The 21753-nt window shown below is 50.5% G+C and carries 26 protein-coding genes; 21 read left to right on the top strand and 5 right to left on the bottom strand.

Annotation, left to right across the window (positions count from 1 at the left end):
* Positions 1–156: 156 nt before the first annotated feature.
* From IR195_RS12000 to IR195_RS11960, 9 genes are all read left to right on the top strand, one after another.
* A complete protein-coding gene (locus IR195_RS12000; protein ID WP_146944876.1) occupies positions 157–945 on the top strand; it encodes an ABC transporter ATP-binding protein in 789 nt (262 codons plus the stop codon).
* Positions 942–1691: an ABC transporter ATP-binding protein gene (locus IR195_RS11995; protein ID WP_125748817.1), complete on the top strand. Its 750-nt coding sequence runs from the start codon at positions 942–944 to the stop codon at positions 1689–1691. The genes IR195_RS12000 and IR195_RS11995 overlap by 4 nt, the downstream gene beginning before the upstream one ends.
* 128 nt (positions 1692–1819) lie before the next feature.
* The gene (locus tag IR195_RS11990; protein WP_206047661.1) at positions 1820–3043 is read left to right on the top strand and encodes an ABC transporter substrate-binding protein; all 1224 of its coding nucleotides are present in this window, start codon (positions 1820–1822) and stop codon (positions 3041–3043) included.
* A gap of 82 nt (positions 3044–3125) precedes the next feature.
* Positions 3126–4013 (top strand): branched-chain amino acid ABC transporter permease, encoded by an 888-nt coding sequence (locus IR195_RS11985; protein WP_125748811.1) that lies wholly within the window; start codon positions 3126–3128, stop codon positions 4011–4013.
* A gap of 2 nt (positions 4014–4015) precedes the next feature.
* The gene (locus tag IR195_RS11980; protein WP_125748808.1) at positions 4016–5008 is read left to right on the top strand and encodes a branched-chain amino acid ABC transporter permease; all 993 of its coding nucleotides are present in this window, start codon (positions 4016–4018) and stop codon (positions 5006–5008) included.
* A 279-nt stretch (positions 5009–5287) separates the two neighbouring features.
* Positions 5288–6442: an acyl-CoA dehydrogenase family protein gene (locus IR195_RS11975; protein ID WP_089037880.1), complete on the top strand. Its 1155-nt coding sequence runs from the start codon at positions 5288–5290 to the stop codon at positions 6440–6442.
* A gap of 23 nt (positions 6443–6465) precedes the next feature.
* Entirely contained in the window at positions 6466–7581 is a 1116-nt protein-coding gene (locus IR195_RS11970) for an enoyl-CoA hydratase/isomerase family protein (protein ID WP_206047660.1), read from the top strand.
* A gap of 64 nt (positions 7582–7645) precedes the next feature.
* A complete protein-coding gene (gene mmsB / locus IR195_RS11965) occupies positions 7646–8539 on the top strand; it encodes a 3-hydroxyisobutyrate dehydrogenase (RefSeq protein WP_120386813.1) in 894 nt (297 codons plus the stop codon).
* 185 nt (positions 8540–8724) lie between these two features.
* On the top strand, positions 8725–9357 hold the full coding sequence (locus IR195_RS11960) for a glutathione S-transferase family protein (RefSeq protein ID WP_206047659.1): 633 nt from the start codon (positions 8725–8727) through the stop codon (positions 9355–9357).
* A gap of 358 nt (positions 9358–9715) precedes the next feature.
* Here the strand turns inward: IR195_RS11960 and IR195_RS11955 are convergent, their stop codons facing one another.
* A complete protein-coding gene (locus IR195_RS11955; RefSeq protein ID WP_206047658.1) occupies positions 9716–10636 on the bottom strand; it encodes a ketopantoate reductase family protein in 921 nt (306 codons plus the stop codon).
* A 370-nt stretch (positions 10637–11006) separates the two neighbouring features.
* On the opposite strand from IR195_RS11955, the gene IR195_RS11950 reads away from it, so the two are divergent.
* The 12 genes from IR195_RS11950 to IR195_RS11900 all read left to right on the top strand — a co-directional run bounded on the left by IR195_RS11950 (position 11007) and on the right by IR195_RS11900 (position 18189).
* Positions 11007–12050 carry a linear amide C-N hydrolase gene (locus IR195_RS11950; RefSeq protein WP_206047657.1) on the top strand — a complete coding sequence of 348 codons (1044 nt, stop codon included), beginning with the start codon at positions 11007–11009 and terminating at the stop codon, positions 12048–12050.
* Between the two features lie 404 nt (positions 12051–12454).
* Positions 12455–12856, top strand: coding sequence for a hypothetical protein (locus IR195_RS11945; RefSeq protein WP_206047656.1), 402 nt, complete (start codon positions 12455–12457; stop codon positions 12854–12856).
* Between the two features lie 154 nt (positions 12857–13010).
* On the top strand, positions 13011–13355 hold the full coding sequence (locus IR195_RS11940) for a DUF7079 family protein (RefSeq protein WP_206047655.1): 345 nt from the start codon (positions 13011–13013) through the stop codon (positions 13353–13355).
* Positions 13356–13447: 92 nt separating this feature from the next.
* A complete protein-coding gene (locus tag IR195_RS11935; protein WP_206047654.1) occupies positions 13448–13825 on the top strand; it encodes a hypothetical protein in 378 nt (125 codons plus the stop codon).
* 164 nt (positions 13826–13989) lie between these two features.
* Positions 13990–14280, top strand: coding sequence for a hypothetical protein (locus IR195_RS11930; RefSeq protein WP_206047653.1), 291 nt, complete (start codon positions 13990–13992; stop codon positions 14278–14280).
* A gap of 160 nt (positions 14281–14440) precedes the next feature.
* Entirely contained in the window at positions 14441–14854 is a 414-nt protein-coding gene (locus tag IR195_RS11925; RefSeq protein WP_206047652.1) for an immunity 70 family protein, read from the top strand.
* Positions 14855–14926: 72 nt separating this feature from the next.
* Positions 14927–15418 carry a DUF7000 family protein gene (locus IR195_RS11920; RefSeq protein WP_206047651.1) on the top strand — a complete coding sequence of 164 codons (492 nt, stop codon included), beginning with the start codon at positions 14927–14929 and terminating at the stop codon, positions 15416–15418.
* Positions 15419–15502: 84 nt separating this feature from the next.
* Positions 15503–15748 (top strand): DUF6500 family protein, encoded by a 246-nt coding sequence (locus IR195_RS20480; RefSeq protein WP_338073745.1) that lies wholly within the window; start codon positions 15503–15505, stop codon positions 15746–15748.
* 175 nt (positions 15749–15923) lie between these two features.
* Entirely contained in the window at positions 15924–16487 is a 564-nt protein-coding gene (locus IR195_RS11915) for a DUF6891 domain-containing protein (RefSeq protein ID WP_206047650.1), read from the top strand.
* A 177-nt stretch (positions 16488–16664) separates the two neighbouring features.
* A complete protein-coding gene (locus IR195_RS11910) occupies positions 16665–17273 on the top strand; it encodes a class I SAM-dependent methyltransferase (RefSeq protein ID WP_206047649.1) in 609 nt (202 codons plus the stop codon).
* 58 nt (positions 17274–17331) lie between these two features.
* Positions 17332–17736, top strand: a complete 405-nt coding sequence (locus IR195_RS20625) for a helix-turn-helix domain-containing protein (RefSeq protein WP_206047648.1) — start codon at positions 17332–17334, stop codon at positions 17734–17736.
* Positions 17737–18189 carry a VOC family protein gene (locus tag IR195_RS11900; protein ID WP_241006714.1) on the top strand — a complete coding sequence of 151 codons (453 nt, stop codon included), beginning with the start codon at positions 17737–17739 and terminating at the stop codon, positions 18187–18189. It abuts the gene before it with no gap.
* Between the two features lie 294 nt (positions 18190–18483).
* On the opposite strand, the gene IR195_RS11895 is transcribed toward IR195_RS11900, so the two are convergent.
* From IR195_RS11895 to IR195_RS11880, 4 genes are read right to left on the bottom strand one after another with little or no spacing between them, the layout of a single operon-like run.
* Positions 18484–18837, bottom strand: coding sequence for a RidA family protein (locus IR195_RS11895; protein ID WP_206047647.1), 354 nt, complete (start codon positions 18835–18837; stop codon positions 18484–18486).
* A gap of 31 nt (positions 18838–18868) precedes the next feature.
* Entirely contained in the window at positions 18869–20272 is a 1404-nt protein-coding gene (locus IR195_RS11890) for an FAD/NAD(P)-dependent oxidoreductase (RefSeq protein ID WP_241006713.1), read from the bottom strand.
* Positions 20269–20601: a (2Fe-2S)-binding protein gene (locus IR195_RS11885; protein WP_206047646.1), complete on the bottom strand. Its 333-nt coding sequence runs from the start codon at positions 20599–20601 to the stop codon at positions 20269–20271. The genes IR195_RS11890 and IR195_RS11885 overlap by 4 nt, the downstream gene beginning before the upstream one ends.
* Positions 20579–21703 carry an NAD(P)/FAD-dependent oxidoreductase gene (locus tag IR195_RS11880; RefSeq protein WP_206047645.1) on the bottom strand — a complete coding sequence of 375 codons (1125 nt, stop codon included), beginning with the start codon at positions 21701–21703 and terminating at the stop codon, positions 20579–20581. Before IR195_RS11880 ends, IR195_RS11885 begins: the two co-directional genes overlap by 23 nt.
* Between the last annotated feature and the right edge of the window lie 50 nt (positions 21704–21753).

Genomic DNA, 21753 nt, shown 5'->3' with positions numbered 1-21753 from the left:
AAGTGATTGCTAGTTTGCACCTACACCTTACGTTCAGGTAAGGGTGTGTTGCCGGCTAACGATTTTTACTTGATGAAGCGGTTGGTGAAACGTCAGCACCCAACACCCGGATACAAGAACACCCGAACACAAGAACAAAAAGAGGCTTACCACTCCATGCGTGAAGACGATGTTCTTAATGGGCCAGTGCTCGAGACACGAGGGCTGACCAAAGAATTCCGCGGTTTTACCGCCGTGGATGACGTTAATCTTCAGGTTCAAGAAGGGCACATTCACGCCCTGATTGGCCCCAACGGTGCTGGAAAGACCACCGTTTTTAACTTGCTAACCAAGTTTTTGCCGCCTACACGTGGAGAAATCCTTTATCGCGGTAAGCCCATTACCAGCAAGAAATCCAATGAGATTGCACAGCTGGGTCTCGTACGTTCATTTCAAATTTCAGCGGTGTTTGCGCACATGACGGCGCTGGAAAACGTCCGAGTAGCGCTACAGCGTCAATTAGGCACATCGTTTCACTTCTGGAAATCAGAAAAGTCGCTAGATCACCTTAATGAGCGTGCGTTAGAGCTGCTTGATGAGGTTGGCCTGCGTGAGTACGCCGATACACTAACGGTAGAAATGCCTTACGGCCGTAAGCGCGCCCTGGAAGTTGCCACCACGCTGGCGCTTGACCCTAAGATGATGCTGTTGGATGAACCGACTCAGGGGATGGGGGCAGAGGACGTTGATCGTATCGTCGAGCTGATTAAGCGTGTCTCAAAAGGACGCACCGTCTTAATGGTGGAGCACAACTTGAGCGTGGTTAGCAGGCTTTGTGATCGTATTACGGTATTAGCCCGCGGCGCGGTGTTGGCCGAAGGTAATTATGACGAGGTTTCCCGCAATCCATTAGTGCGCGAGGCATATATGGGCAGTGAAGCTGCTGAAGAGGAGGCTGCCGTATGAATACCGCTGAGGCCTATGAAACCAATGAACTAGCTGATTCCCAAACGCTAGAAATGCTGAGAGTGCAAGACTTGCACGCTTTCTATGGTGAATCGCACATACTTCATGGCGTGAACTTCGATGTTAAGCGTGGGGAGTTGGTTACCCTGCTGGGCCGCAACGGCGCGGGACGCAGCACTACTCTAAAATCCATTATGAATATGGTTGGGCGTCGCACCGGCTCGATTGTGATTAATGGCAACGAAACGCTGAATATGAAGGCACACCATATTCCAAGGCTTGGTGTCGGCTACTGCCCCGAAGAACGCGGTATTTTTGCCAGTCTGGATGTGCACGAAAATTTATTACTTCCGCCCACGGTTCGCTCTGGCGGGATGAGCCTAGATGAAATCTACGCCATGTTTCCCAACCTTTACGAGCGCCGCAGAAGCCAGGGGACGCGACTTTCCGGCGGTGAGCAGCAGATGCTTGCCATGGCACGCATTCTACGCACCGGCGCGCGACTTTTGCTGCTCGATGAAATTACCGAAGGCTTAGCCCCCGTTATTGTGCAAAAACTTGGCGAAGTGCTTATTCAACTGAAAGAGCGCGGTATGACCATTGTTCTGGTGGAACAGAACTTCCGTTTTGCAGCGCCGCTGGCAGATCGCCATTTTGTAATGGACCACGGTCAAATTGTTGAAGAGATAAGCGCTGAGCAGCTTCCGTCACGTCGAGACCATCTCAACACCATGCTGGGGGTATAACGCCAATCTAGATCATAAACACAGCATCAGCTTCGCAGTAGGTGCACTACAACACTAAACGCTCTAATAAGCATTTCATTCGTACGTCGTAACACAACAACAAAGGCCTCAAGGGCCAGGAGACGAACATGACCTTTATGAAAAAAACGCTGACCGCCAGCATCGCCGTTGCCGCCGCTTCTACTATGGCAGTCTCAACCGCTCACGCCGAAATTAGCGATAATGAGGTGCGCATTGGTTATTTGGCAGATATGTCTGGGACTTATCGTGATTTAGCTGGCCCAGGCGGCGAAACAGCCATGGAAATGGCGATTGCTGATTTTGGTGGCAGTGTTAACGGCTCGCCCATTGTAATTTTTAGTGCTGATGATCGTAACAGTGCTGACGTCGGTGCTAACACAGTGCGTGAGTGGATCGATCAGCGTAACGTCGACATGGTGGGTGGCCTAGTGGCGTCCTCGGTGTCTATTGCGGTAACCAAAGTGTTGGAAGAAAACAATGGTCTGGGCATTGTGTCGGGCTCTGCGGCATCAAGCATTACCAATGAACACTGCACGCCCAACCACATTCACTGGGTTTACGATACTTACCCCCTGGCGAACGGTACTGCAAAAGCAGTTGTCGAGCAGGGCGGCGACAGCTGGTTCTTGTTAACGGCTGATTATGCGTTCGGCCATGCGCTGGAAGCTGATGTAACCAACGTGGTTGAAGCCAATGGCGGCGAGATTGTCGGCGGCGTACGCCACCCGTTCCCGACAAGTGACTTCTCCTCGTACATCCTCCAGGCCCAAGGGTCTGGCGCGAAGATTGTTGGTTTGGCTAACGCCGGTGCCGACACTGTTAACGCGATCACTACTGCCAGCCAATTTGGTCTGACCCAGAGTGGCCAGCAGCTAGCAGGCCTGCTGATCTTCCTCAACGATGTGCACGCGCTAGGTTTGGAATCCACCCAAGGACTGCTGCTAACCACGGGTTGGTATTGGAACATGGATGAAGAGTCGCGTGAGTGGTCAGAGCGCTATTTTGAAGAAGTTGGCCGTATGCCCACCATGGTTCAGGCGGGTATCTACTCAAGCACCATGCACTACCTAAAAGCCGTAGAAGCCGCGGGAACCGACGACCCTGAAGTTGTACGTGCCCAAATGGCTGATATGCCCATTGAAGACTTCTTTGCGCGTAACGGCTCCATTCGTGAAGATGGCCGCATGATTCATGACATGTACCTTGCCCAAGTGAAAACGCCGGAAGAGTCTACCGGTGAGTGGGATCTTTATGAAATCCTCAGCACCATTCCTGCCGATGAAGCCTACCGTCCGCTCTCTGATAGCCAGTGCAAGCTGGTTCAAAACTAAGTCGAATAACAACCGCAAGTGACGTTAGAACTGGTTGGTGGCAACTTGCCACCAACCGCTTGACGGCGAGGAGAGTCATACAATGACGATGATATTCGGCGTGCCATTGGCCGTTTTCATGGGCCAGCTTACGCTTGGGCTTGTGAATGGAGCCTTTTACGCACTGCTCAGTTTGGGCCTGGCGGTCATCTTCGGCCTACTGAAGATCGTCAACTTTGCCCATGGGGCGCAATACATGCTGGGAGCCTTCGCCGCACTGCTAGGCTTTCGCTATTTAGGCATCAACTATTGGCTGGCGCTGTTTTTGGTGCCACTGGTGGTGGGTAGTTTCGGCATGCTAATAGAGCGCTTTTTGCTGCGTCGCATTGCCCATTTAGACCATCTTTATGGATTGTTGCTTACCTTCGGGTTGGCACTCATTTTTGAAGGCACGCTGGTTAACTTCTTTGGTGTTTCGGGTGCGCGGTACGCGACTCCGGAAGCACTGCAAGGCGGCCTGAATTTAGGCTTCATGTTCCTGCCTACCTACCGGGCCTGGGTATTGGTAGCGGCACTGGCCATGTGTCTATTTACCTGGTTTATGATTGAGCGCACCCGCTTGGGGGCCTATCTGCGTGCAGGTACGGAAAACTCACAGCTGATGCAAGCGTTTGGAGTAAACGTACCGCTATTGATCACGCTTACTTACGGTTTCGGCGTAGCGCTAGCCGCTTTTGCGGGGGTGTTGGCAGCGCCGTTATATCCTGTGTCACCGACCATGGGGTCAAGCCTGCTGATTGTGGTGTTCGCGGTGGTCGTTATTGGGGGTATGGGATCTATTCTAGGTGCGATTCTTACTGGCCTGGGAATGGGGATCATCGAAGGCTTAACTAAAGTGTACTACCCCGAAGCCTCCAATACCGTGATCTTCTTGGTGATGATATTAGTGCTCATGTTACGCCCCGCTGGGCTGTTCGGTAAGGAGGCATAACCATGGCAGACTCTCAAGCACTCAATGCGCCATCAGCCGTAAAAGAGCGGCAGAAGCGGGCCAAAATGCGCCGTAACATGTTTTATATAGCGCTCTTGGCCATCGGGGTAGTCGCTCCTTTTTTGGCTTACCCCGTTTTTCTAATGAAAATTCTATGCTTCGCGCTTTTTGCCTGCGCGTTTAATTTGCTACTGGGCTATGCGGGATTGCTCTCGTTTGGGCACGCGGCATTTTTAGCCACCGGTGGTTATGTGACTGGCTACTTGTTGGCAAGCTATCCAGGGTTAACGCCGGAGGTGGGAATTATTGCGGGCACCTTAATGGCAACCCTGTTAGGGCTGTTGTTCGGGGTACTTTCGATCCGGCGTCAGGGCATTTACTTTGCCATGGTGACGTTGGCGCTGGCGCAGCTGATGTTTTTCGTCTTTGTTCAGTCATCGTTCACCGGTGGCGAGGATGGCTTGCATGGCGTGCCACGCGGTGACTTGTTTGGCGTAATCAGTTTGAGCAGCAACCTGGCGATGTATTACTTCGTTTTTGCCATCTTCGTATTTGGCTTTGCGCTAATCCAACGCACCGTGCATTCTCCCTTTGGCCAGGTGCTTAAAGCGATTCGTGAAAATGAGCCGCGCGCTATTTCGCTGGGCTACAACGTTGATGCTTACAAGCTACTGGCGTTTGTACTCTCTGCGGCGCTGGCCGGGTTGGCGGGCTCTACCAAAACAGTTGTGTTTCAGTTGGCGTCGTTGACCGATGCGCATTGGCACATGTCGGGTGAAGTTATCCTAATGACGCTGCTGGGTGGTGTAGGCACACTGCTTGGTCCTCTTATGGGCGCGGGCATTGTGGTTAGCCTGCAGCACATTTTGGCACAGTCGCCGCTGGGTAACTGGGTAAGCGTCATTCTGGGGATTATCTTTGTGGTGTGTGTACTTAGCTTCCGTAGCGGCATCGTGGGCGAGCTCACCAAAATGTATCGCAAAAATTTCAAATAACCGGTTCTGTCCGATGATTGGGTGCCCTAGGGCACCCTTTTTTCTGCCCAAATCACGCTTCTACGCCAAAGGTAGTGAGGTAAGCCGGTTGCACCTGTCAGGTTAAGAATATAAGTTAACGTAAACGTCAACGTTGCCTGTCAAGATAATTGCCAGTAAAGACGATAGCTAGCAAAGACAATTGCCAATAACGCCAACGGCTAATAAAGATAATAGCAAACGCCAAGCTGCCCAACCTGCTCACAGGCTGTTCAGCGACGCATGCTGCGGAGATTCGCCATGAATTTTGAGTTAAGTGAAGACCAGGTCGCCTTTGCCGATATGGCCCGGGCATTCGCCCAGAATGAATTAGAACCTAACGCTGCGCAGTGGGATGCTGAAGCCTTCTTTCCTGTCGATGTTATCCGCAAAGCGGGGGAGTTAGGTTTTTGTTCACTTTACGCGCCAGAACGCGTTGGCGGGCTGGGTCTTTCCCGTCTGGATGCCAGCATTATTTTTGAACAGCTTTCCATGGGCTGTACCTCAACCACCGCCTATCTCACCATTCATAACATGGTGACCTGGATGCTGGCTGACTTCGGCACCTCCGAAGCAGTGGAACAGTGGGGTGAAAAGCTCGCCACCGGCGAGTTACTGGGTTCTTACTGCTTAACTGAACCCAATGCAGGCTCTGATGCAGCCTCGCTTAAAACCACCGCCAAGCGTGATGGCGATGACTACGTGCTCAACGGTAGCAAGATGTTTATCTCTGGCGCTGGCAGCACCGACTTTTTGGTGGTGATGGCGCGTACCGGCGGTGAAGGTCCCAGCGGCGTTTCTGCCTTTGCGGTTGATGCCAAAGCAAGCGGCATTAGTTACGGTCGCAAAGAAGACAAAATGGGTTGGAACAGTCAGCCAACCCGCATGATTACCTTTGAAGATGTGCGTGTTCCCGCCAACCACCTGTTAGGCAACGAAGGCGATGGCTTTAAAATTGCCATGAAGGGCCTGGATGGGGGGCGTATCAACATCGCTACCTGTTCAATCGGCACCGCCCAGCAGGCGATCAACAAAGCCCGTGAATACATGCTGGAGCGTAAGCAGTTTGGTAAGCGTTTGGCAGACTTCCAAGCGCTTCAGTTCCGTATGGCGGATATGGTTACCGAGCTTGTCGCGGCTCGCCAGTTAGTGCGTATGGCAGCCACAAAGCTGGATGCTGGCCACCCCGATGCGACTACCTACTGTGCGATGGCTAAGCGCTTTGCGACTGACGTCGGCTTCAAGGTGTGTGATGAAGCGCTGCAGCTCTATGGTGGCAACGGCTACATTAAAGAGTATCCAATGGAGCGCTATGTACGTGACTCCCGTGTACACCGTATTTTGGAAGGAACCAACGAAATCATGCGGCTGATTATTTCCCGCCGCGTGCTCTCTGATGGTGCCTCTGAGCTGTAGCCAACCACCACAAGGACAATGGAATGAGTAGCGTACTGTTTGCTGAACACGCCACCCAAGATGGCCATATTATCGGCGAGATCACCCTTAACGCCGAGCGTTCGCTGAATGCCCTGACGTTAGAAATGATTGAAGAGATCCTGCCGCGCTTGAAAGCGTGGCAAACCGACGAGCGAGTTGTCGCGGTTCTGCTGGACAGCGCCGGTGAAAAAGCGTTTTGCGCAGGGGGCGATGTCGTCAATCTGTATAAAGCGATTAAAGGTGACGGCGAACCAGACTTTCCTGAGCGCTTCTTTGAACACGAGTACCGCCTGGACTATCTGCTTCACACCTATCCCAAACCGGTTATTTGCTGGGGCAGCGGTATTGTAATGGGTGGCGGAATGGGGCTGCTCAGCGGTAGCAGCCACCGAATTGTGACAGAAACCTCTCGGCTGGCGATGCCAGAAGTGACGATTGGTCTTTACCCGGACGTTGGCGCTAGCTGGTTTTTAAACCGTCTGCCGAATGGCACCGGACGCTTTTTAGCCATGACTGGCAGCCAAATTAACGCCCCGGATGCCGTTCATCTCGGCCTTGCTGATCGCGCGATTGCTAGCCATTACCGCGCAGACCTGGCTCAAAAACTGATGGACGCCACCTGGGGTGAAGGAAAGCAAACTGATGCCCATGGTGTGGTTAACCGTGTGCTGCGCGAATTTGAACAAGCCTCTCAAGAGGTATTTGCCGAGCTGGAGTCGCCGGTTCAAAAATCCGCCGCATTGATTCGTGAGCTAATGGATCACGATACGGTTGAGCAAACCGTGGATGCCGTGCTGGCGGTTCGTAGTGATGACAAATGGTTCAGCAAAGCGCAGAAAACGCTTTCCCACGGCAGCCCCGTATCAGTGAAGCTGATTGATGAGCAGCTAAAGCGTGCCAAGCACATGTCGTTGGCTGAGGTGTTTCAGTTTGAGCTGGCGCTTTCAGTGCAGTGTTGCCGTCACCAGGAATTCCCCGAAGGCGTACGTGCGCTGTTGGTCGATAAAGACGGTAATCCTGCCTGGAAATACCCAGATGTCGCGTCTGTCGAACACACCTTTATTGATGAGTTGCTAGCTTCGCCGTGGCAAACGAGCCCTCTGTCGGATCTTCACTAAGCTATTTCTTAAAACCATTTCCCCAACCCAATTCACCGTCAATTTTCGAATAAGGACAATAAAGATGACCACTGTCGCGTTTATCGGTTTAGGCAATATGGGCGGCCCCATGGCGGCCAACTTGGCGAAAGCGGGCTTTAACGTTCGCGCGTTCGACCTTTCTGAACAAGCCTTGGATACGGCTAAATCCCAAGGCTGTGAAGTAGCAGTCTCTGCAAAAGCAGCGGCCACCGATGCAGACTTTATTATTTCCATGCTCCCCGCAGGCAAGCATGTACGTGGGCTGTATGTGGATGGCGACGAGCCGCTGTTTGATGTCATCAAAAAGAGCGCTCTAGTGATTGACTGCTCGACGATTGATGCGGATACCGCCCGCAGCGTAGCGGCCGCTGGCGCTGAAAAAGGCGTTGGTTTTGTCGACGCGCCGGTATCTGGCGGGGTAGGTGGCGCGCAGGCCGGCACGTTGAGTTTTATTGTGGGCGGTAGCGCGGCACAGTTTGAGCAGGCCAAGCCCGTGCTAGAAGTGATGGGTAAGAATATCTTCCACGCTGGCGATCACGGTGCAGGCCAAGTGGCCAAAGTGTGCAACAACATGCTGCTTTCCATCCTGATGGCGGGCACCTGCGAAGCGATCAACATGGGCGTGAAAAATGGCCTGGACCCAGCGGTGCTTTCCGAAATCATGAAACAAAGCTCTGGGGGAAATTGGGCGCTAAACGTTTACAACCCGTACCCCGGTGTGATGGAAAATGCCCCCGCCTCGAAGGGCTATCAAGGCGGCTTCCAGGTAGACCTGATGATTAAAGATCTGGGCCTCGCCATGGATGTTAGCCAGCAAAGCGCCTCACCGGTGCCCATGGGGTCTGCCGCACGTTCGTTATTCACCCTGCATAAAGCCGGCGGCAACGGCAAACTCGATTTCTCCAGCCTGCTGCAGTTTTATCAAGATAAGGAGTGAGAGTAAGGCGTGAATGGAAAATGGTGAGGAGCAAGGGGGGGCGCGTGGTGGCGAGTTTTGCGCGGAACGAGCAACGCTAGGCACCCGTGAGCGGGCGGCATAGCCGCCCCTTGCCACTTGCTTCAAAGGCGGGCACACTCATTTTCTTCACTATTCTCAGATGTATGCCCAGAAAAAGGACTGCCATGATTACGCTTTGGGGCCGCAATAACTCCACGAACGTCAAAAAAGTGCGCTGGGTGCTCGAAGAGCTCGGCTTGGCGTTTGAACAAATTCCGGCAGGAATGCAGCACGGGGTCAACAATACCTCAGCGTACTTGGCCATGAACCCCAATGGGCTAGTGCCGCTACTTAAAGACGACGCGACCGATAGCGTGTTATGGGAATCTAACACCATTATCCGTTACTTGGCCGCGCAGTATGGCCAAGGTAGCTTATGGGTAGATAACCCCGCCAAGCGCGCCCAGGCAGAGAAATGGATGGATTGGGCGAACAATACGCTTTCGCCCAGGCACCGCGTTATTTTGCAGGGGTTCGTAAGAACACTGCCGGAAGAGCGTGATAACGATGCTATTGATGCCGGAATGCTAGCCTGCGAAAGATCATTTGAGCTATTAGATAATGCGTTGGCAAACCAAAGCCAACCCTGGTTTTCCGGCGATGAGTTTGGCCTCGGCGACATTGCCCTAGCGCCGTTTATCTATAACCTTTGGAACATTGGATTAACCTGGCAGCGGCGTCCCAGTCTGGAGCGCTGGTACCAACAGCTTGCAGAGCGCCCAGCCTTTCAGAACGTAGTGATGATCCCTGTAACCTGATCTAGAAAGCGCTCTCCCTGATGACGGGAGAGCGCTTTAGCGCACTACAATTTGTTAAGTGGTTAAATACATGGGCTTTATCGTGCATTTATACGATGGAGCATACGGGTTTTGTAGTGCGTGGTAAGCGAAGCGCACTCGCAATTTGCTAAACGGCTAAATACACGGGCTTTATCGTGCATTTATGCGATGGAGAATACGGGTTTTGTAGTGCGTGGTAAGCGAAGCGCACCCGCAATGGCAGCCCGGCGCAGCGGTTTTAAGTGGAACAGCACAGCCCTGGCAGCACAGTAAATAAGGACAATTTATATTGAAGGAGGTCGCTTTAGCGCGCGATGACTCAGCCACCAAATGTTCCCTAAAACTTCGCCTCCAATTTAGCCAATTCGCTATTAAGTTCCTTCAGCACCCCACATGGCAAGCCATGGCGCTCGGCGCTATCAATCAACGGTCCTAAAATCGCCCCGCGCTCGGTGGGACGCTTGGCCTCAACGTCCTGCAACATCGAGGCCTTATTGTTAGCGGTGTTCTCTACCACCTGCCACACCAGCGCCAACCACGCGTTTTCACCCTCACCACCATTCGGTGGTGCAATGTTTTCCTGGTTTATAATCGCCGCGACTTCCTTAACCACCGCTTCCACGCGGCCTGCATAAGCGTTACCGCGCAGCTCACCATTGCGCACGCCATTAAGCGCCACCAATGGGTTGATCGCCGCATTCACCGTCAGCTTTTGCCACAAACGCTGGCGTATATCACCGACCGCCGTTGCGGCAAAACCTGTCTCACTCAATAGTGCCGCTAACGCCTCCGCCAATCTCGCGTGCTGATTGTCTAAATCACCGATAAACGTAGGCCCGCGCCCCGCGTGAACTACACCATCATCCCCGGTGAGATAAGCACCTTGAGTCGTGGTCGCGCACAGCACCGGCCCCGGCCACGTTTGTGTAATACGTGGCTGTGCCAAAAAACCGTTCTGCCACAGCACGAGTGGGGTCGTGGGCGTAACTCTATCGGCAATGCTTGCAAGTGCCGCCTCGGCGGCCATGGCTTTGGTGGTGATATGTACAAACCCAGGCGCGGGCAGTGGATGAGAGGTCAGCTCCGCAACCGTAACGCTCGCCAGCCGCTTAGTTTGCTCTTCACCTTCAGGGGAGGTTAGGCGCTGTTGTTCAGGTAGCCCACGTCGGCCAATTAAAGTGGTGTCAGTTAAGGGGGAAAGCGAATGCGCCAATAGGCGACCAATGGCCCCGGGGCCAAGTATCCAATGGGAAGTCATCGTTGATTTTTAGCCATTAGCATCAGTGTTGCCGCCAAGCTTACCGTGTTCAGCACTAGGAAATGAAGGTGAAGTGTAATGCCGCAAGCGACACGGTTAATTTTTAATGTTGATACGCATGATTAGCTGCCTTTTCCCATCTTACTAGGCGCTTGTTAGGTGTGCTTGGGTGGTGGTTTGCACTGCTTGTCTAGTTCACTATATTTAATATTTGAAGTGCTTTGCGAGGTAAGAGAGTTAACGTAAGTGCTGGGGTGAATGGCTAATTGCTCGAATCTGATTTGGGCTATCGGCCTTTAATTAGACGCTTGATTTAAGCGTCTTTTGGTAAGGGCGTTGCGGTTGATTTACACGCCCTAGGGGAGGGTTCATGCGTAGGTATTACAAAGGAAGCGTTGCTATCGTGATTGGTGCGATGGTAATGGCAAATGCAGCGTGGGCGTGCTCAAGATACTTATGGAATGATAATGAGCAAGGCATTTATGTTGCCCGCACAATGGATTGGCCCGAATCGACAGAGCCGGTGATTACTATTTTTCCCCGTGGCATGGAGCGTGATGGGGGCATGCTGGGCACGCAAGTCGTTGTGGAGGAGAACGCCGCAACATGGACATCCAAGTACGGCAGCATGGTCACCACGGTTTATGGCATCGGCGCCGCCGATGGGTTTAACGAAAAAGGGCTGGCGTTTCACATGCTCTATCTCACGGCCACCGATTTTGGCCCGCGTGATCCGGCTAAACCAGGATTGCAGGCCGGCTTGTGGGGGCAGTATGTGGTCGACAACGCAGCCACTGTCGAAGAAGCCCTCGACATACTCGAAGATGTACAAATTGTTATGACGGAGGCGCGGGGTAGCAAGGCAACCGTACACTTGGCAATTGAAGATGCTAGCGGGGATTCAGCGATCATTGAGTATATCGATGGTGAGCCCATGATTCACCACGGTAGAGAATTTAGAATCATGACCAATGATCCGCCTTACGATCAACAGTTGGCACTGCTGGAAGAGTTAGATTTTTCAAACCCAAGCAGCGACACACCGCTACCAGGGAACGTCAAGCCGACCGACCGTTTCCAGCGAATCGCCTACTTTTCGTCAATGCTGCCGGAGCCACAAAACGAGCGCGAAGCCGTGGCAAGCGCACTGGCAATTGCCCGAAATGTATCGGTTCCGTTCGGTGCGCCGTATAAGGGATTCGGCATTTATAACACCGAGTACCGCACCGTCATGAACCTCTCGGAGTTGAGGTACTACTTCGAGCTGACGACCAGCCCCAACGTAATATGGGCTGATCTCTCTGAGCAAGACCTAGAAGAAGGCTCGCCGGTGCAAGTGCTCGATCCGAATAATATCGAACTTTCTGGTGACGTAAGCAGCGACTTCACCGTCGCGGAAAGCCCCCCGTATTAAACTAACCCGTAACGCGCCGATGCAGTTGGCCGAGCTAACCTGGTTCACTGCATCGGCTTTTTTCGTATAAGTGATAGCAGCGGAAAGGTGTGTTATCAGCCAATAGACTCTAAACGTGGTAGAAAACCGCAATGTGTGGCTAATGACGAGGCTAAGGATTATCTGGATGTCTGTTTTTACGGCTTTGAGAGGCTCATCGAGTCAAGGTGGCATGTTGGTTCAGCGGTGTTATGCAGCCGACACGATAATCTATGTTATACAGCCTATTTATACTTAATTTATTTTTATTTCAATGAGCTAGGTAGTAAATGAAAGGCGGTATAACCTGAATGAGCGCGCCGCCGGGTTCATTGAGGTTATGTAGCGGGGTGTATAATCACTGTTAGCAGAATAAGGATAATTTAATGAGTCTAGTTAAAGTTTTTTATCAGCATAGAGAAGGTGGTACTGAACTTGTTGATCATGAAAAAGAATTAAAATTTCACCGTGAAGCTTGTGAAACTATCGATAATTACCCTTGGCGAAAAGAGCTAGAGTTGTTTGAAGAACTTGGTGAAGGAGGTGGGTTCTTTTTCTTGTTAGGCGACATGGATGGTAAATTTGCTTCATATCAATTTATCCCCGTCGAAAGTGACAGAGGTTTGTTGGATTTGGAAGTGGTTTCTAAGCTAGGCTTTATTGGTATTTTTGGTCGCAAATCTGTTTCAGTAGATTTTAAGCTTGTGTCGATCCCAGAGGCCAAACATCAAATTAAAGAACTGTTCGAATACCCTATTGATTCGTTGTACCAAAAATATCGAAAGTAAAATTCAGCTAACAAGGCGTTTAAGAGGGGTTCACAACGCTTGGCAGTTTTGGTTTGATCAGCTTTAATGTTTAAAGCACAATAATTTAGGTTGGGTGGTGGCGTTGTTCACCCCTTTATGCGGCATTAAGCATCAGTAGGGAGGGTAGCGATAATTGAGTAACGAACAACGGCTTAAAGTGTGGCGAGCTTTATCTGACCTATTTCTTGACACAGAAATAGATGATATAACGTTCAGGTATATTGCCCGTACAATTTCAGAGAGCGAATTTTCCTTGTCTGAAGTTGAAAGCATCCTTTGGTACGAGGTCTACCCAGTATTGGAAAGTAACCTACGAAGCGTTGCCGGTGTTTGGGGCGGCTGGCCAGATTCTTGGCTTCTTCAAAACTTGCCTGCTTCAGTTCGCCCCAACGCCATACATGGAGATGCTTCCATCATCAAGGAAATAAAGCGTTGCTGGCAGAAAGTGGTGGAGTTCTATGCAAGCGAAAATGCATAACCAGATCAATCACAGCGACAGCTTCTCCGTTGTGGCTTCACCTACACTACAAAGCTGCGTGTGTTGGCGGCGTTATGCAACCAAGGAAAATTATGAGACAACAGTATCATTTTCGAAGCTCAGATGAAGGGCTGCTATCGTGGGACGTTTTTCGGCTAATTGAACTGGCTAAAGATTTGCCAGTTACCGAAATATCTCTAGCTGACATCAGTGAGTTGGACGAAGAATTTTGGTTTGAGCTAGGTGGTGCAAAACCAACGTGTAGAAATATTATAGAGCATACGAAACTCATCCAAGAAACTGATTTATCATACCCAATTATTCTGTGCCATAAAGGTAGGGTAATGGACGGTATGCACAGAGTGTGTAAAGCAGTTTTACTTGGTCACGAGACAGTCCGAGCAGTCAGGTTTCCTCAATATTTAGCTCCCGATCATGTTGGTATTGAGGCTGATGAGTTACCGTATTAGAAAGCTGCATAATAAGGTGGTTAAGGCGGATTCAAAACGATTGACGGTTTGAATTCAAAATCAGGTTTAGTGGTTAGGATGCAATGGCTTAGATTTGGTGATAGGCGTTGTTCACCACTTGGCGCGGTGTTATGTGACACACGACTATTCAGCTAAGAGGATATATGGGTACAGCTACGAAATTTTTAATATTATATTTAATTCCGGTGATTTCCTTTGCTGGCACTGTTGGTACCTATATATTTGTTTATGGAGAGAGTGTTGACCATCCTCTAATAGATGTTGCCTTGGCGTTAGTTGTATTAGGTTTTCTGTTTTCATCGATTATCAGCGTTAAGCTAATCTCTCAGTTTTTAAGTAATAATATAAATTACTTGGGTGTTTTTTTTACTGTGGTGGGTTGGCTGTTAGAGCTTGTTCCAGTAAGTGTGTATATGTTATTGCTTGTGCAGTGAGTGCAACCAATAATACACATATAGCAAGGCGTTTAGGCACATTTCCAACGCATGGCATTTTTAGTTTGAATCGGGTTTAGTATTTACGGCGCAATGGGTTAATTTTAGCGGTGGCGTTGTTCGCTATTTAACGCGACGTTAGCAATGCTGAGGATCAGGTATGGCTGTAGGCATTAAGGTTGGGAGCATTACAGATGAAATTGGCACCCCGGACTTTTTTCATGCCTTTTTCAGCACTGTAAGCTTTAACCTCGAAAAGGGATGGGGAAGTCGTTTCCCTCATCTTCTCACTAACCTCTATCAAGGTGGACTTGAAGCGGCGTTCGCTGAAAATGCTCTAGCCGAGTTAGAGCAGGTTAAAGAGGAGTTGTCCGCATTCTCTCCAGAGCAGGTGGTTTGGGATATCGAAGATCTTTCAAAGCAACCGCCGTGGGGTTCTGACATTTCACAGGACATCACGTCACTGGCCAACTATTTTGTGGCGTCTACAGGTCGTGATCTCATAGAAATTTTATTAGAAGCGCTAGATGAAGCTGCCAAGAGCAAAAGGCCAACTGCTATTGTTCATTGCTAACAAGGTGCTGCTATCGGGCAAGTTTCCGCAGAGCGCGGCGCTACGTGTTGTTATAGTTAGGGGAAGCGGATTATGTCAAATAAAAGCCTAAATGACAGGGTGTCCGCTTACAAAGAGGCTTTCGCTAGTGGAGAGATCCAGGAAACGCATCAAAAATTGGTCGGTATCGTTCAAAGCCTTCGCACTGAATTTGTAAAAAGATACAAAGAAAAGTTTTCTGTAGCAGGCGTAATGCATGGTTACATAGACTTCACATACTTTTATTTGCAAAATGACTTCCTAAAAAGCCACAAGCTCAAACTCGCCGTTGTGTTTAACCACCAGCAGGTACGCTTCGAACTGTGGCTGCTTGGGCAAACCAAGGATGTCCAAATTCGTTATTGGGAAAAGCTAAAAGGCTTGTCGTGGGTCAATCCTGCAGTAATGCCTGAATATTCAATTTTCGAAGTGACACTTCTAGCTAATCCAGATTTCGACAATATTACAGAGCTGTTTAAATCTGTTCACGGTGCATTTAGCGTATTATCTCAGGAAATATCTGACACGCTGGTAGCATACGAGTAATGGCGAAAAGCTAGGTCAATCACGGCAACAGCGTTTTCGTTGTGGCTTCGCCTTCACTGTAAAGCTGCACGTGTTGGCGACGTTATGCGATCAAATCAATGGAGTATGGCTTTGCGGAAAGAGCTTAGAGAAATACTTATTGAAGTATGCGATCGAAAAATCGATCAGAAAGGATCAGAGGTAGGGTTATCGTTTTACGCATTTTTCAAAAACAAAAACGATCAGCCAGAAGTTCACATGGAGGTGGCACGGTGGTGGATTGAAACTCACGAATTGGATCATTTCGAGAAAGCAGTAAAAATCAGAGATATGGTTAAATCCGGTGCTTAGTCTTGCCATAAAACTACATAACAAACGTCTGCTGTCGTCCCTCTGGGTCTGGGATGGCCTTTTCGCTGCTGTGCGGCTTCAAGCCCGCTCCAAAGCCGGACGGTATATGCATTGAAAGTTATCGTTCTATTATCCCTATTTAATCAGTGAACTAGCTTTATACAAGGAAGAAGCTATGAATGAAGTGAATAAGTATATTTTGGATGCTATCAAGGTTCATGTATGGGGTGGTTTTGACACACCTGAAGACATTCAAGAGATGATTGCTGATTTACTTGAAGAAGGAGCTGATGAAGAGATGCTTCGTGAATCCGTAAGCATCGAGTTTAAGAAAAAGCGAGAAGCCGAAAAATCATGGCCTCAAGTTACAGACCTAGATCGATTAGATGGTGTGTTTCAAGCCCTCAATGCTAATGGCATTCTTTGCTTACATAACGCTGGCTATACCATGTCTGACGGGCATGAAGATTCAAATGAAGCATTGAGTGCGTACCCGCAAGGTGAATTCTACGGCTATTGTTTCTATCATGGTCAAGATTTAGAACGAGCTGTTTCTGGTGGTGGGTTGATGCTAGCTTATGACCACGTTAATGGTGACGTGCCTGAAAAAAATGAGGTTGCTCAAACTATCCAGCAAGCGTTAGAGAAGGCGGGATTTACCGTAGAATGGGATGGCACTACAAATCAAAGAATTAATATCCCTAAATTTGATTGGAAGCATCGTGCAAGCAGCATATAACAAGCGCATGCATCGGAACCGCCTAAAAATTCGCTCCTGGCCGAGTGCAGAGCCTCAAGCTACTCTGATGGCGAGATGACAGATAACGCCCAGAGCGAACATTCCGGCTGAAAGCGGCCTACAGGTTCAGCAGTGTTATGTGGCAGGTACGGTTATTTATGTTAAGTGGGGGATTCGATGCTCCAACGCAGTTGGGATAAGGTGGCGAGTGACGTCGACTTTAATCTTGAAATTGACCTAGCGCGATTTCTAGGCATGATCAGCCGAAAAGCCAAAGTGCTCGATTTTGGCTGTGGATACGGACGGATTTCCAACGAACTTACCGAGTGCGGATACATTGACGTTACGGGTGTTGATCCTTCCTTCGCCATGATCGAGCGTGGAAGGAAGGCGTTTCCTGGGGTGCCTCTCCTACATTTGGATGGGATTGATCTTCCGTTCGGCGAAAATGCATTTGATGTTGTCGTCATTTGCGCGGTATTTACGTGCATTCCTTCACTTGATGAGCGAGATAGAGTGTCTGCGGAGATAACCCGCGTGCTGAAGCCTGGCGGCATCGTTCATATATCGGAGTTCTGTTCCGAAAAAAGTAAGGGATTTATTTCCGGTCTCGGCATACCGATGCGCTACTGTAGCCCAGCAGAACTCCGCGACGCATTCGTTGGTTTTTCCTGCCTTCACGATGAGGTTGTGAGCGCAAGCACTATTAGTGGTGATTCTACGTCCAGTTACCGTGCGTTCATCCGAAAGCCACTGAACAAAGCAATGCACGCGACAAGCGCATGATTGCAGGCGATATGCGCTAGGATCATACCACTACCCGTAAATTAAATTGACTTCACATATGTCTGAGAAGCCAAAATCGTATTTCGAAGGCGAGGTTGATCGTTTATACACAGAGGAGCTATTTCGGGCTGAGCTGTACGTTCAAGTAAGGCGGTCGAAAGCACTCATGGAAAATTACTATTCTGAGAGAATAGAGGTGAATGAGCTCGCAAAAACTGCACTTATGTCTCGCTTTCACTATATTCGTACTTTTCAGAGCATGTATGGCTTAACGCCCAGAAGCTATCTGAGAGATTTGCGTATCAAACAAGCCAAGAACCTACTGAGGAGCGGGTTATCAGTTACTGAAGTATGTTTCGCGGTGGGTTATGAAAGCTTGCCTACGTTTTCTGCAGTTTTCAAAAAATGTACTGGATATACGCCGAGAGACTATCAGTGGCTCCACAAGAGCAATCGAGAATAAGTGTTCCAACTTGTTTCCAGCTATCGTTGGCATTCCATTAGTTTAGCCGGAGTTCTCATCGCCATGATTAAAATTTATGTCACAAGCGTCCCAGTTGAGAGTCAGGAAAAAGCCCTTGATTTCTATACAAATATTTTGGGGTTTGTTAAGAAAAAAGAAGTATCTTTGGGTGAGCACAAGTGGTTGACCGTTGTATCTCCGCAAGAGCAGTCGGGAGTTGAGTTGCTGCTAGAGCCTATGGCATTTGAGCCTGCAAGAATCTATCAACAATCGCTGAAAGAGGCTGGCATTCCTTGGACGTCTTTCGCTATTGACGATCTTGAAAAAGAGTACGCCAGACTTTCCGGGTTAGGAGTGAGGTTTTCAATTCCTCCCAAGGAAGCTGGGACAGTCAAAATTGCCGTCTTTGATGATACTTGTGGAAACTTTATTCAGCTGGTGCAAGAGCTATAAACCAAAAAGCGGAACGCACATAACAATGCCTTGCAGCCGACCACGCTTTTCGCTCCCCCTTGATCATGCGCTCCAAGCGGTCGGCTTAGTTCAGGTGTTAGTCCTACTATAGGGTTTGAAAACTGAGCAAGATGAAGACTGGTGGACCAATGCTCATTCAAACATTCATCTCGAAAACACCCATGACAACATGGCGTTCCCACAGAATTGCTTGCCCATAGGGTTGGATTCTAAAGTGCAGTGCTACTCAATCTGGGGTGAGGTCGGCGGTAAGTGCGATCCGGAGTAGTGAAATTACTTAGCCACTGCAGCAACGATGGATATTTCCACTAGTAATTCAGGGCTAGCCATTTTTGCCTCTACACAGGCACGTGCAGGCGCACACCCTTTGGGTACCCAGGTGTCCCACACTTGGTTCATCGCCTCGAGAAGAGCCATATCTTTCAAATACAGTGTAGCAGAGAGCATGTGATGCTTATTGCTACCAACGGATTCAAGAAGGGCATCGACTTTGGCGAGCATTGTTTCGGTCTGGCCGGTAATATCAGCGTGAGGGTCTTTGGCTACCTGACCACATAAGTAGACAGTGTCGTGGTGTACAACAGCTCGGCTCATACGGGTGCCGGTTTCGTGGCGTAAAAGTGACATTCTGAAACTCCAAGAAAAATTGAAAAAGTAGTCAGTCTGCAATGTCTGCAAGCTCACCGATTGTCAAGGGCTTAATTGGTGGGCGAAGGTGATAGTAGCCAACAGCGTCGACAGGTTGATTAGTGCGCTCAGCGAGCACCTGAGAAACCGTCAAACCGCATAGGCGCCCCTGGCAAGGCCCCATGCCCGCTCGGCAGAAAGCTTTGGCTTGGTTGGGCCCTTGGCAACCAGCGTCTGCGATGTGGCGCAGTTCACCTGCAGTGATTTCCTCGCAGCGACAGACAATAGTGTCATCTTCAGGAGTGAGAAAAGTTCGGGCAGGTTGATAGAGCACATCCAGGAAAGGTCGTATGGATTGTTGTGGTCTCAAGCGCCGCCGAAGGGGCTCCGCTCGTGTATCGCGTGCACTTTCCTCCAGCTGCCCTAATTGATTGGCAATCTGCAATACTGAAATTCGTCCGGCTTCCTCAGCTGCTTGAGCACCGGCGATACCGCTTGAGTCACCTGCCACGAAGATGCCTGCCCTGGAGGTTTCACCCCAGAGGTCGACCTGGGGATGCCAGCAAAGCTGTTGCTCGTGCCAGTGGTGTTCAAGCTCTAACGCTCTTGTTAACTGCACATTGGGTACGACGCCTTGGTGGACCAGAAGTGAGCGACAATGTAACTCTTGATCAATCCCCTTGCGGCGATAGTACACCTTGCCTAAATGATCATCGTTACCTAGTTCGGCTCTAAGGCTTTCTACTCCAGTAATATATGGAATCCCCGAGCGCTTGAGTGAGCTCAGCAAGCCAACTCCTTTAAGGAGCAACTTGGGGTTACGCAGCGCACCAGGGATAAACCGTGCTGCATGAAGGTAGTTTGCGCGGGGGGTGGTATCCAGTACCGCTTCGATAGCAACACCTGCATTAGACAACTGGCTAGCTATCAACAGCAAAAGAGGGCCACTGCCAGCCAGCACCAGAGGTGCCGGTGGCACCAGGGCGCTACTCTTGAGCAGTACTTGAGCGGCGCCGCAGGTCATGACACCAGGAAGCGTCCAGCCGGTAAACGGCACTGGCCGCTCCTGGGCGCCAGTCGCAATCAGTAATCTACGGGCACGGATCTGTCGGCTACGGCCATGATGGGAAACATTTAGCGTCAAATTTTCTTCGACATCCCATACCGAGGTGCTGGGAATGTAGTCGATGTGCGATGCCTGCATGGCTTCTAGTAGGAGCCGACCCTTGTAGTAGTCGCTACCAAGTATCCCCTTGTCGGCTAACGGTGCTCGCTCGATAGCTCTGTAGATTTGCCCGCCGGCTTCTTCTTGCTCATCGATCAATACGGTGGCTAGCCCAAGTTTTCCCGCTTCAGCTGCAGCGGCCATTCCAGCTGGGCCTGCACCTATGATAGCAAGGTCATAGCAGTACTCGGTCATACTACGTTTATTCATGTTGCTGCCTCCTGCGGGTGAGCATGGATATCGCGGGCACCGAGTTGACGGCGAATCTGCATACCATCGCGAACTTTTACCATGCAGCCCTGCTGATTGGACACGCCATCTATATCCAGCAGGCATTCGAAGCATACGCCCATGAGGCAGTAGGGGGCTCGTGGGCTACCACTTGTCGGCGTCGTGCGAGACGGCACCAAACCCGCCATCAACACGACTGAAGCGGCGGTATCATGACTGTCTACTTTGATTGCCTGACCCTCTAAAAAGACTGTCACTGACTCACCTGTATGAGTGGGCAAGCGTTCAAAGTGTGAAACGTTCGGCATGGAATACCTCCAAAGACGGGTCGTATAGACCGCTGGCAATTGAGTCAGCCAGCGGACCTTCATGAAAGGCCGTCAAGGTGACGCCGCTGTGGCAAGTGACAAGGTGCGCACCAGGGTAAGCCGTCGACGATTGATAGATTGGATAGCCATCCTGTGTCATGACGCGCAATGCGCCCCAAGCGCGAACCAGTTTCACATCGCGCAGCAAAGGGAACAGTCTGATTGCACGGTGGGCTATCTTTGCCATGACATCGGTAGTAGTTCCACTGTCGAAGCCCACGTCTTCTTTGGAGTCACCGATCTGGAGGGTACCCTCGCCAGTCTGGCGAACATGTCCGGTTGGATAGTTAAGGAAGGGGCGAACCCTTTCTCCCACGAGCACTTGTCCACGGTTGGGCAACAATGGTGCAGTCAGGCCGACTTGGGGAGCCAGCTCACGATTACCTAGGCCGGCACACAGCACAACCCGAGCACACTCCCAGTCACCAGCACGCCCACGGATACGAAATCCTGCGGGGCGGGGGACAATAGTTTCCACCCGTCCTGTATTGTCAATGATGCCCCCTTGCATCTGGAAACGTTTCGTCATGGCACGCAGCAGCAGCAGTGGGTTTACGTGGCCATCTTCCGGGCACCAAGTGGCACCAGCCACTGTGTCTCCTACTTCTGGAATTTTTTCCCGAGCCTGCTTCAGATCCATTGTTTCGTAGGGGTAGTCTCCGCCTGCCGCTTCGCGCATTTTTTCCAGCATGCGTGTGCGGTCCTCAAGCTCTTGTTCTGTCAGGCAGAGGTACAATCCTCCACGCTGCTGAAGCTGAACATCGACTCCGGTATAGTCCTCAATAGCTGCAGCGAAGGTGGGCCATAGCCGTGCGGATAGCCGAGTGATATCGGCATATTCCGGCAAGGTATCTCCTTTACCCTGTACCCACACCAAGCCAAAATTACCTCTTGAGGCACGCAACGCCACGTCACCTTCGTCGAGCACCGCGACATGCAATCCGTTGCGCTGCAAACCTAATGCGATTGCCATGCCAACCAGGCCGCCACCTATCACGCAGACGTCGGCGATACGCGCTCCTGGCGTCACTGTTTCTTTCATGGTGAATCCTTGCGTCGTTCCGGGTAACTCGGTGAGCCCGGCCGAGTGGC

The sequence above is a fragment of the Vreelandella venusta genome (assembly GCF_015689495.1).
Taxonomy (GTDB): domain Bacteria; phylum Pseudomonadota; class Gammaproteobacteria; order Pseudomonadales; family Halomonadaceae; genus Vreelandella; species Vreelandella venusta.
The sequence above is the reverse complement of the archived record's forward strand: the minus strand, read 5'-3'. Positions and strand labels throughout refer to the sequence as shown.

Bases quoted from the DNA above. Each gene is read 5' to 3' on its own strand.
- IR195_RS11920 (WP_206047651.1), top strand. From the start codon at position 14,927: ATGTCAAATAAAAGCCTAAATGACAGGGTGTCCGCTTACAAAGAGGCT.
- IR195_RS11995 (WP_125748817.1), top strand. From the start codon at position 942: ATGAATACCGCTGAGGCCTATGAAACCAATGAACTAGCTGATTCCCAA.
- IR195_RS11890 (WP_241006713.1), bottom strand. From the start codon at position 20,272: ATGAATAAACGTAGTATGACCGAGTACTGCTATGACCTTGCTATCATA.
- IR195_RS20625 (WP_206047648.1), top strand. From the start codon at position 17,332: ATGTCTGAGAAGCCAAAATCGTATTTCGAAGGCGAGGTTGATCGTTTA.
- IR195_RS12000 (WP_146944876.1), top strand. From the start codon at position 157: ATGCGTGAAGACGATGTTCTTAATGGGCCAGTGCTCGAGACACGAGGG.
- IR195_RS11895 (WP_206047647.1), bottom strand. From the start codon at position 18,837: ATGTCACTTTTACGCCACGAAACCGGCACCCGTATGAGCCGAGCTGTT.
- mmsB (WP_120386813.1), top strand. From the start codon at position 7,646: ATGACCACTGTCGCGTTTATCGGTTTAGGCAATATGGGCGGCCCCATG.
- IR195_RS11930 (WP_206047653.1), top strand. From the start codon at position 13,990: ATGGGTACAGCTACGAAATTTTTAATATTATATTTAATTCCGGTGATT.
- IR195_RS11990 (WP_206047661.1), top strand. From the start codon at position 1,820: ATGACCTTTATGAAAAAAACGCTGACCGCCAGCATCGCCGTTGCCGCC.
- IR195_RS11985 (WP_125748811.1), top strand. From the start codon at position 3,126: ATGACGATGATATTCGGCGTGCCATTGGCCGTTTTCATGGGCCAGCTT.
- IR195_RS11970 (WP_206047660.1), top strand. From the start codon at position 6,466: ATGAGTAGCGTACTGTTTGCTGAACACGCCACCCAAGATGGCCATATT.
- IR195_RS11880 (WP_206047645.1), bottom strand. From the start codon at position 21,703: ATGAAAGAAACAGTGACGCCAGGAGCGCGTATCGCCGACGTCTGCGTG.
- IR195_RS11975 (WP_089037880.1), top strand. From the start codon at position 5,288: ATGAATTTTGAGTTAAGTGAAGACCAGGTCGCCTTTGCCGATATGGCC.
- IR195_RS11960 (WP_206047659.1), top strand. From the start codon at position 8,725: ATGATTACGCTTTGGGGCCGCAATAACTCCACGAACGTCAAAAAAGTG.
- IR195_RS20480 (WP_338073745.1), top strand. From the start codon at position 15,503: ATGCGATCAAATCAATGGAGTATGGCTTTGCGGAAAGAGCTTAGAGAA.
- IR195_RS11935 (WP_206047654.1), top strand. From the start codon at position 13,448: ATGAGACAACAGTATCATTTTCGAAGCTCAGATGAAGGGCTGCTATCG.
- IR195_RS11885 (WP_206047646.1), bottom strand. From the start codon at position 20,601: ATGCCGAACGTTTCACACTTTGAACGCTTGCCCACTCATACAGGTGAG.
- IR195_RS11915 (WP_206047650.1), top strand. From the start codon at position 15,924: ATGAATGAAGTGAATAAGTATATTTTGGATGCTATCAAGGTTCATGTA.
- IR195_RS11950 (WP_206047657.1), top strand. From the start codon at position 11,007: ATGCGTAGGTATTACAAAGGAAGCGTTGCTATCGTGATTGGTGCGATG.
- IR195_RS11945 (WP_206047656.1), top strand. From the start codon at position 12,455: ATGAGTCTAGTTAAAGTTTTTTATCAGCATAGAGAAGGTGGTACTGAA.
- IR195_RS11980 (WP_125748808.1), top strand. From the start codon at position 4,016: ATGGCAGACTCTCAAGCACTCAATGCGCCATCAGCCGTAAAAGAGCGG.
- IR195_RS11910 (WP_206047649.1), top strand. From the start codon at position 16,665: ATGCTCCAACGCAGTTGGGATAAGGTGGCGAGTGACGTCGACTTTAAT.
- IR195_RS11925 (WP_206047652.1), top strand. From the start codon at position 14,441: ATGGCTGTAGGCATTAAGGTTGGGAGCATTACAGATGAAATTGGCACC.
- IR195_RS11955 (WP_206047658.1), bottom strand. From the start codon at position 10,636: ATGACTTCCCATTGGATACTTGGCCCCGGGGCCATTGGTCGCCTATTG.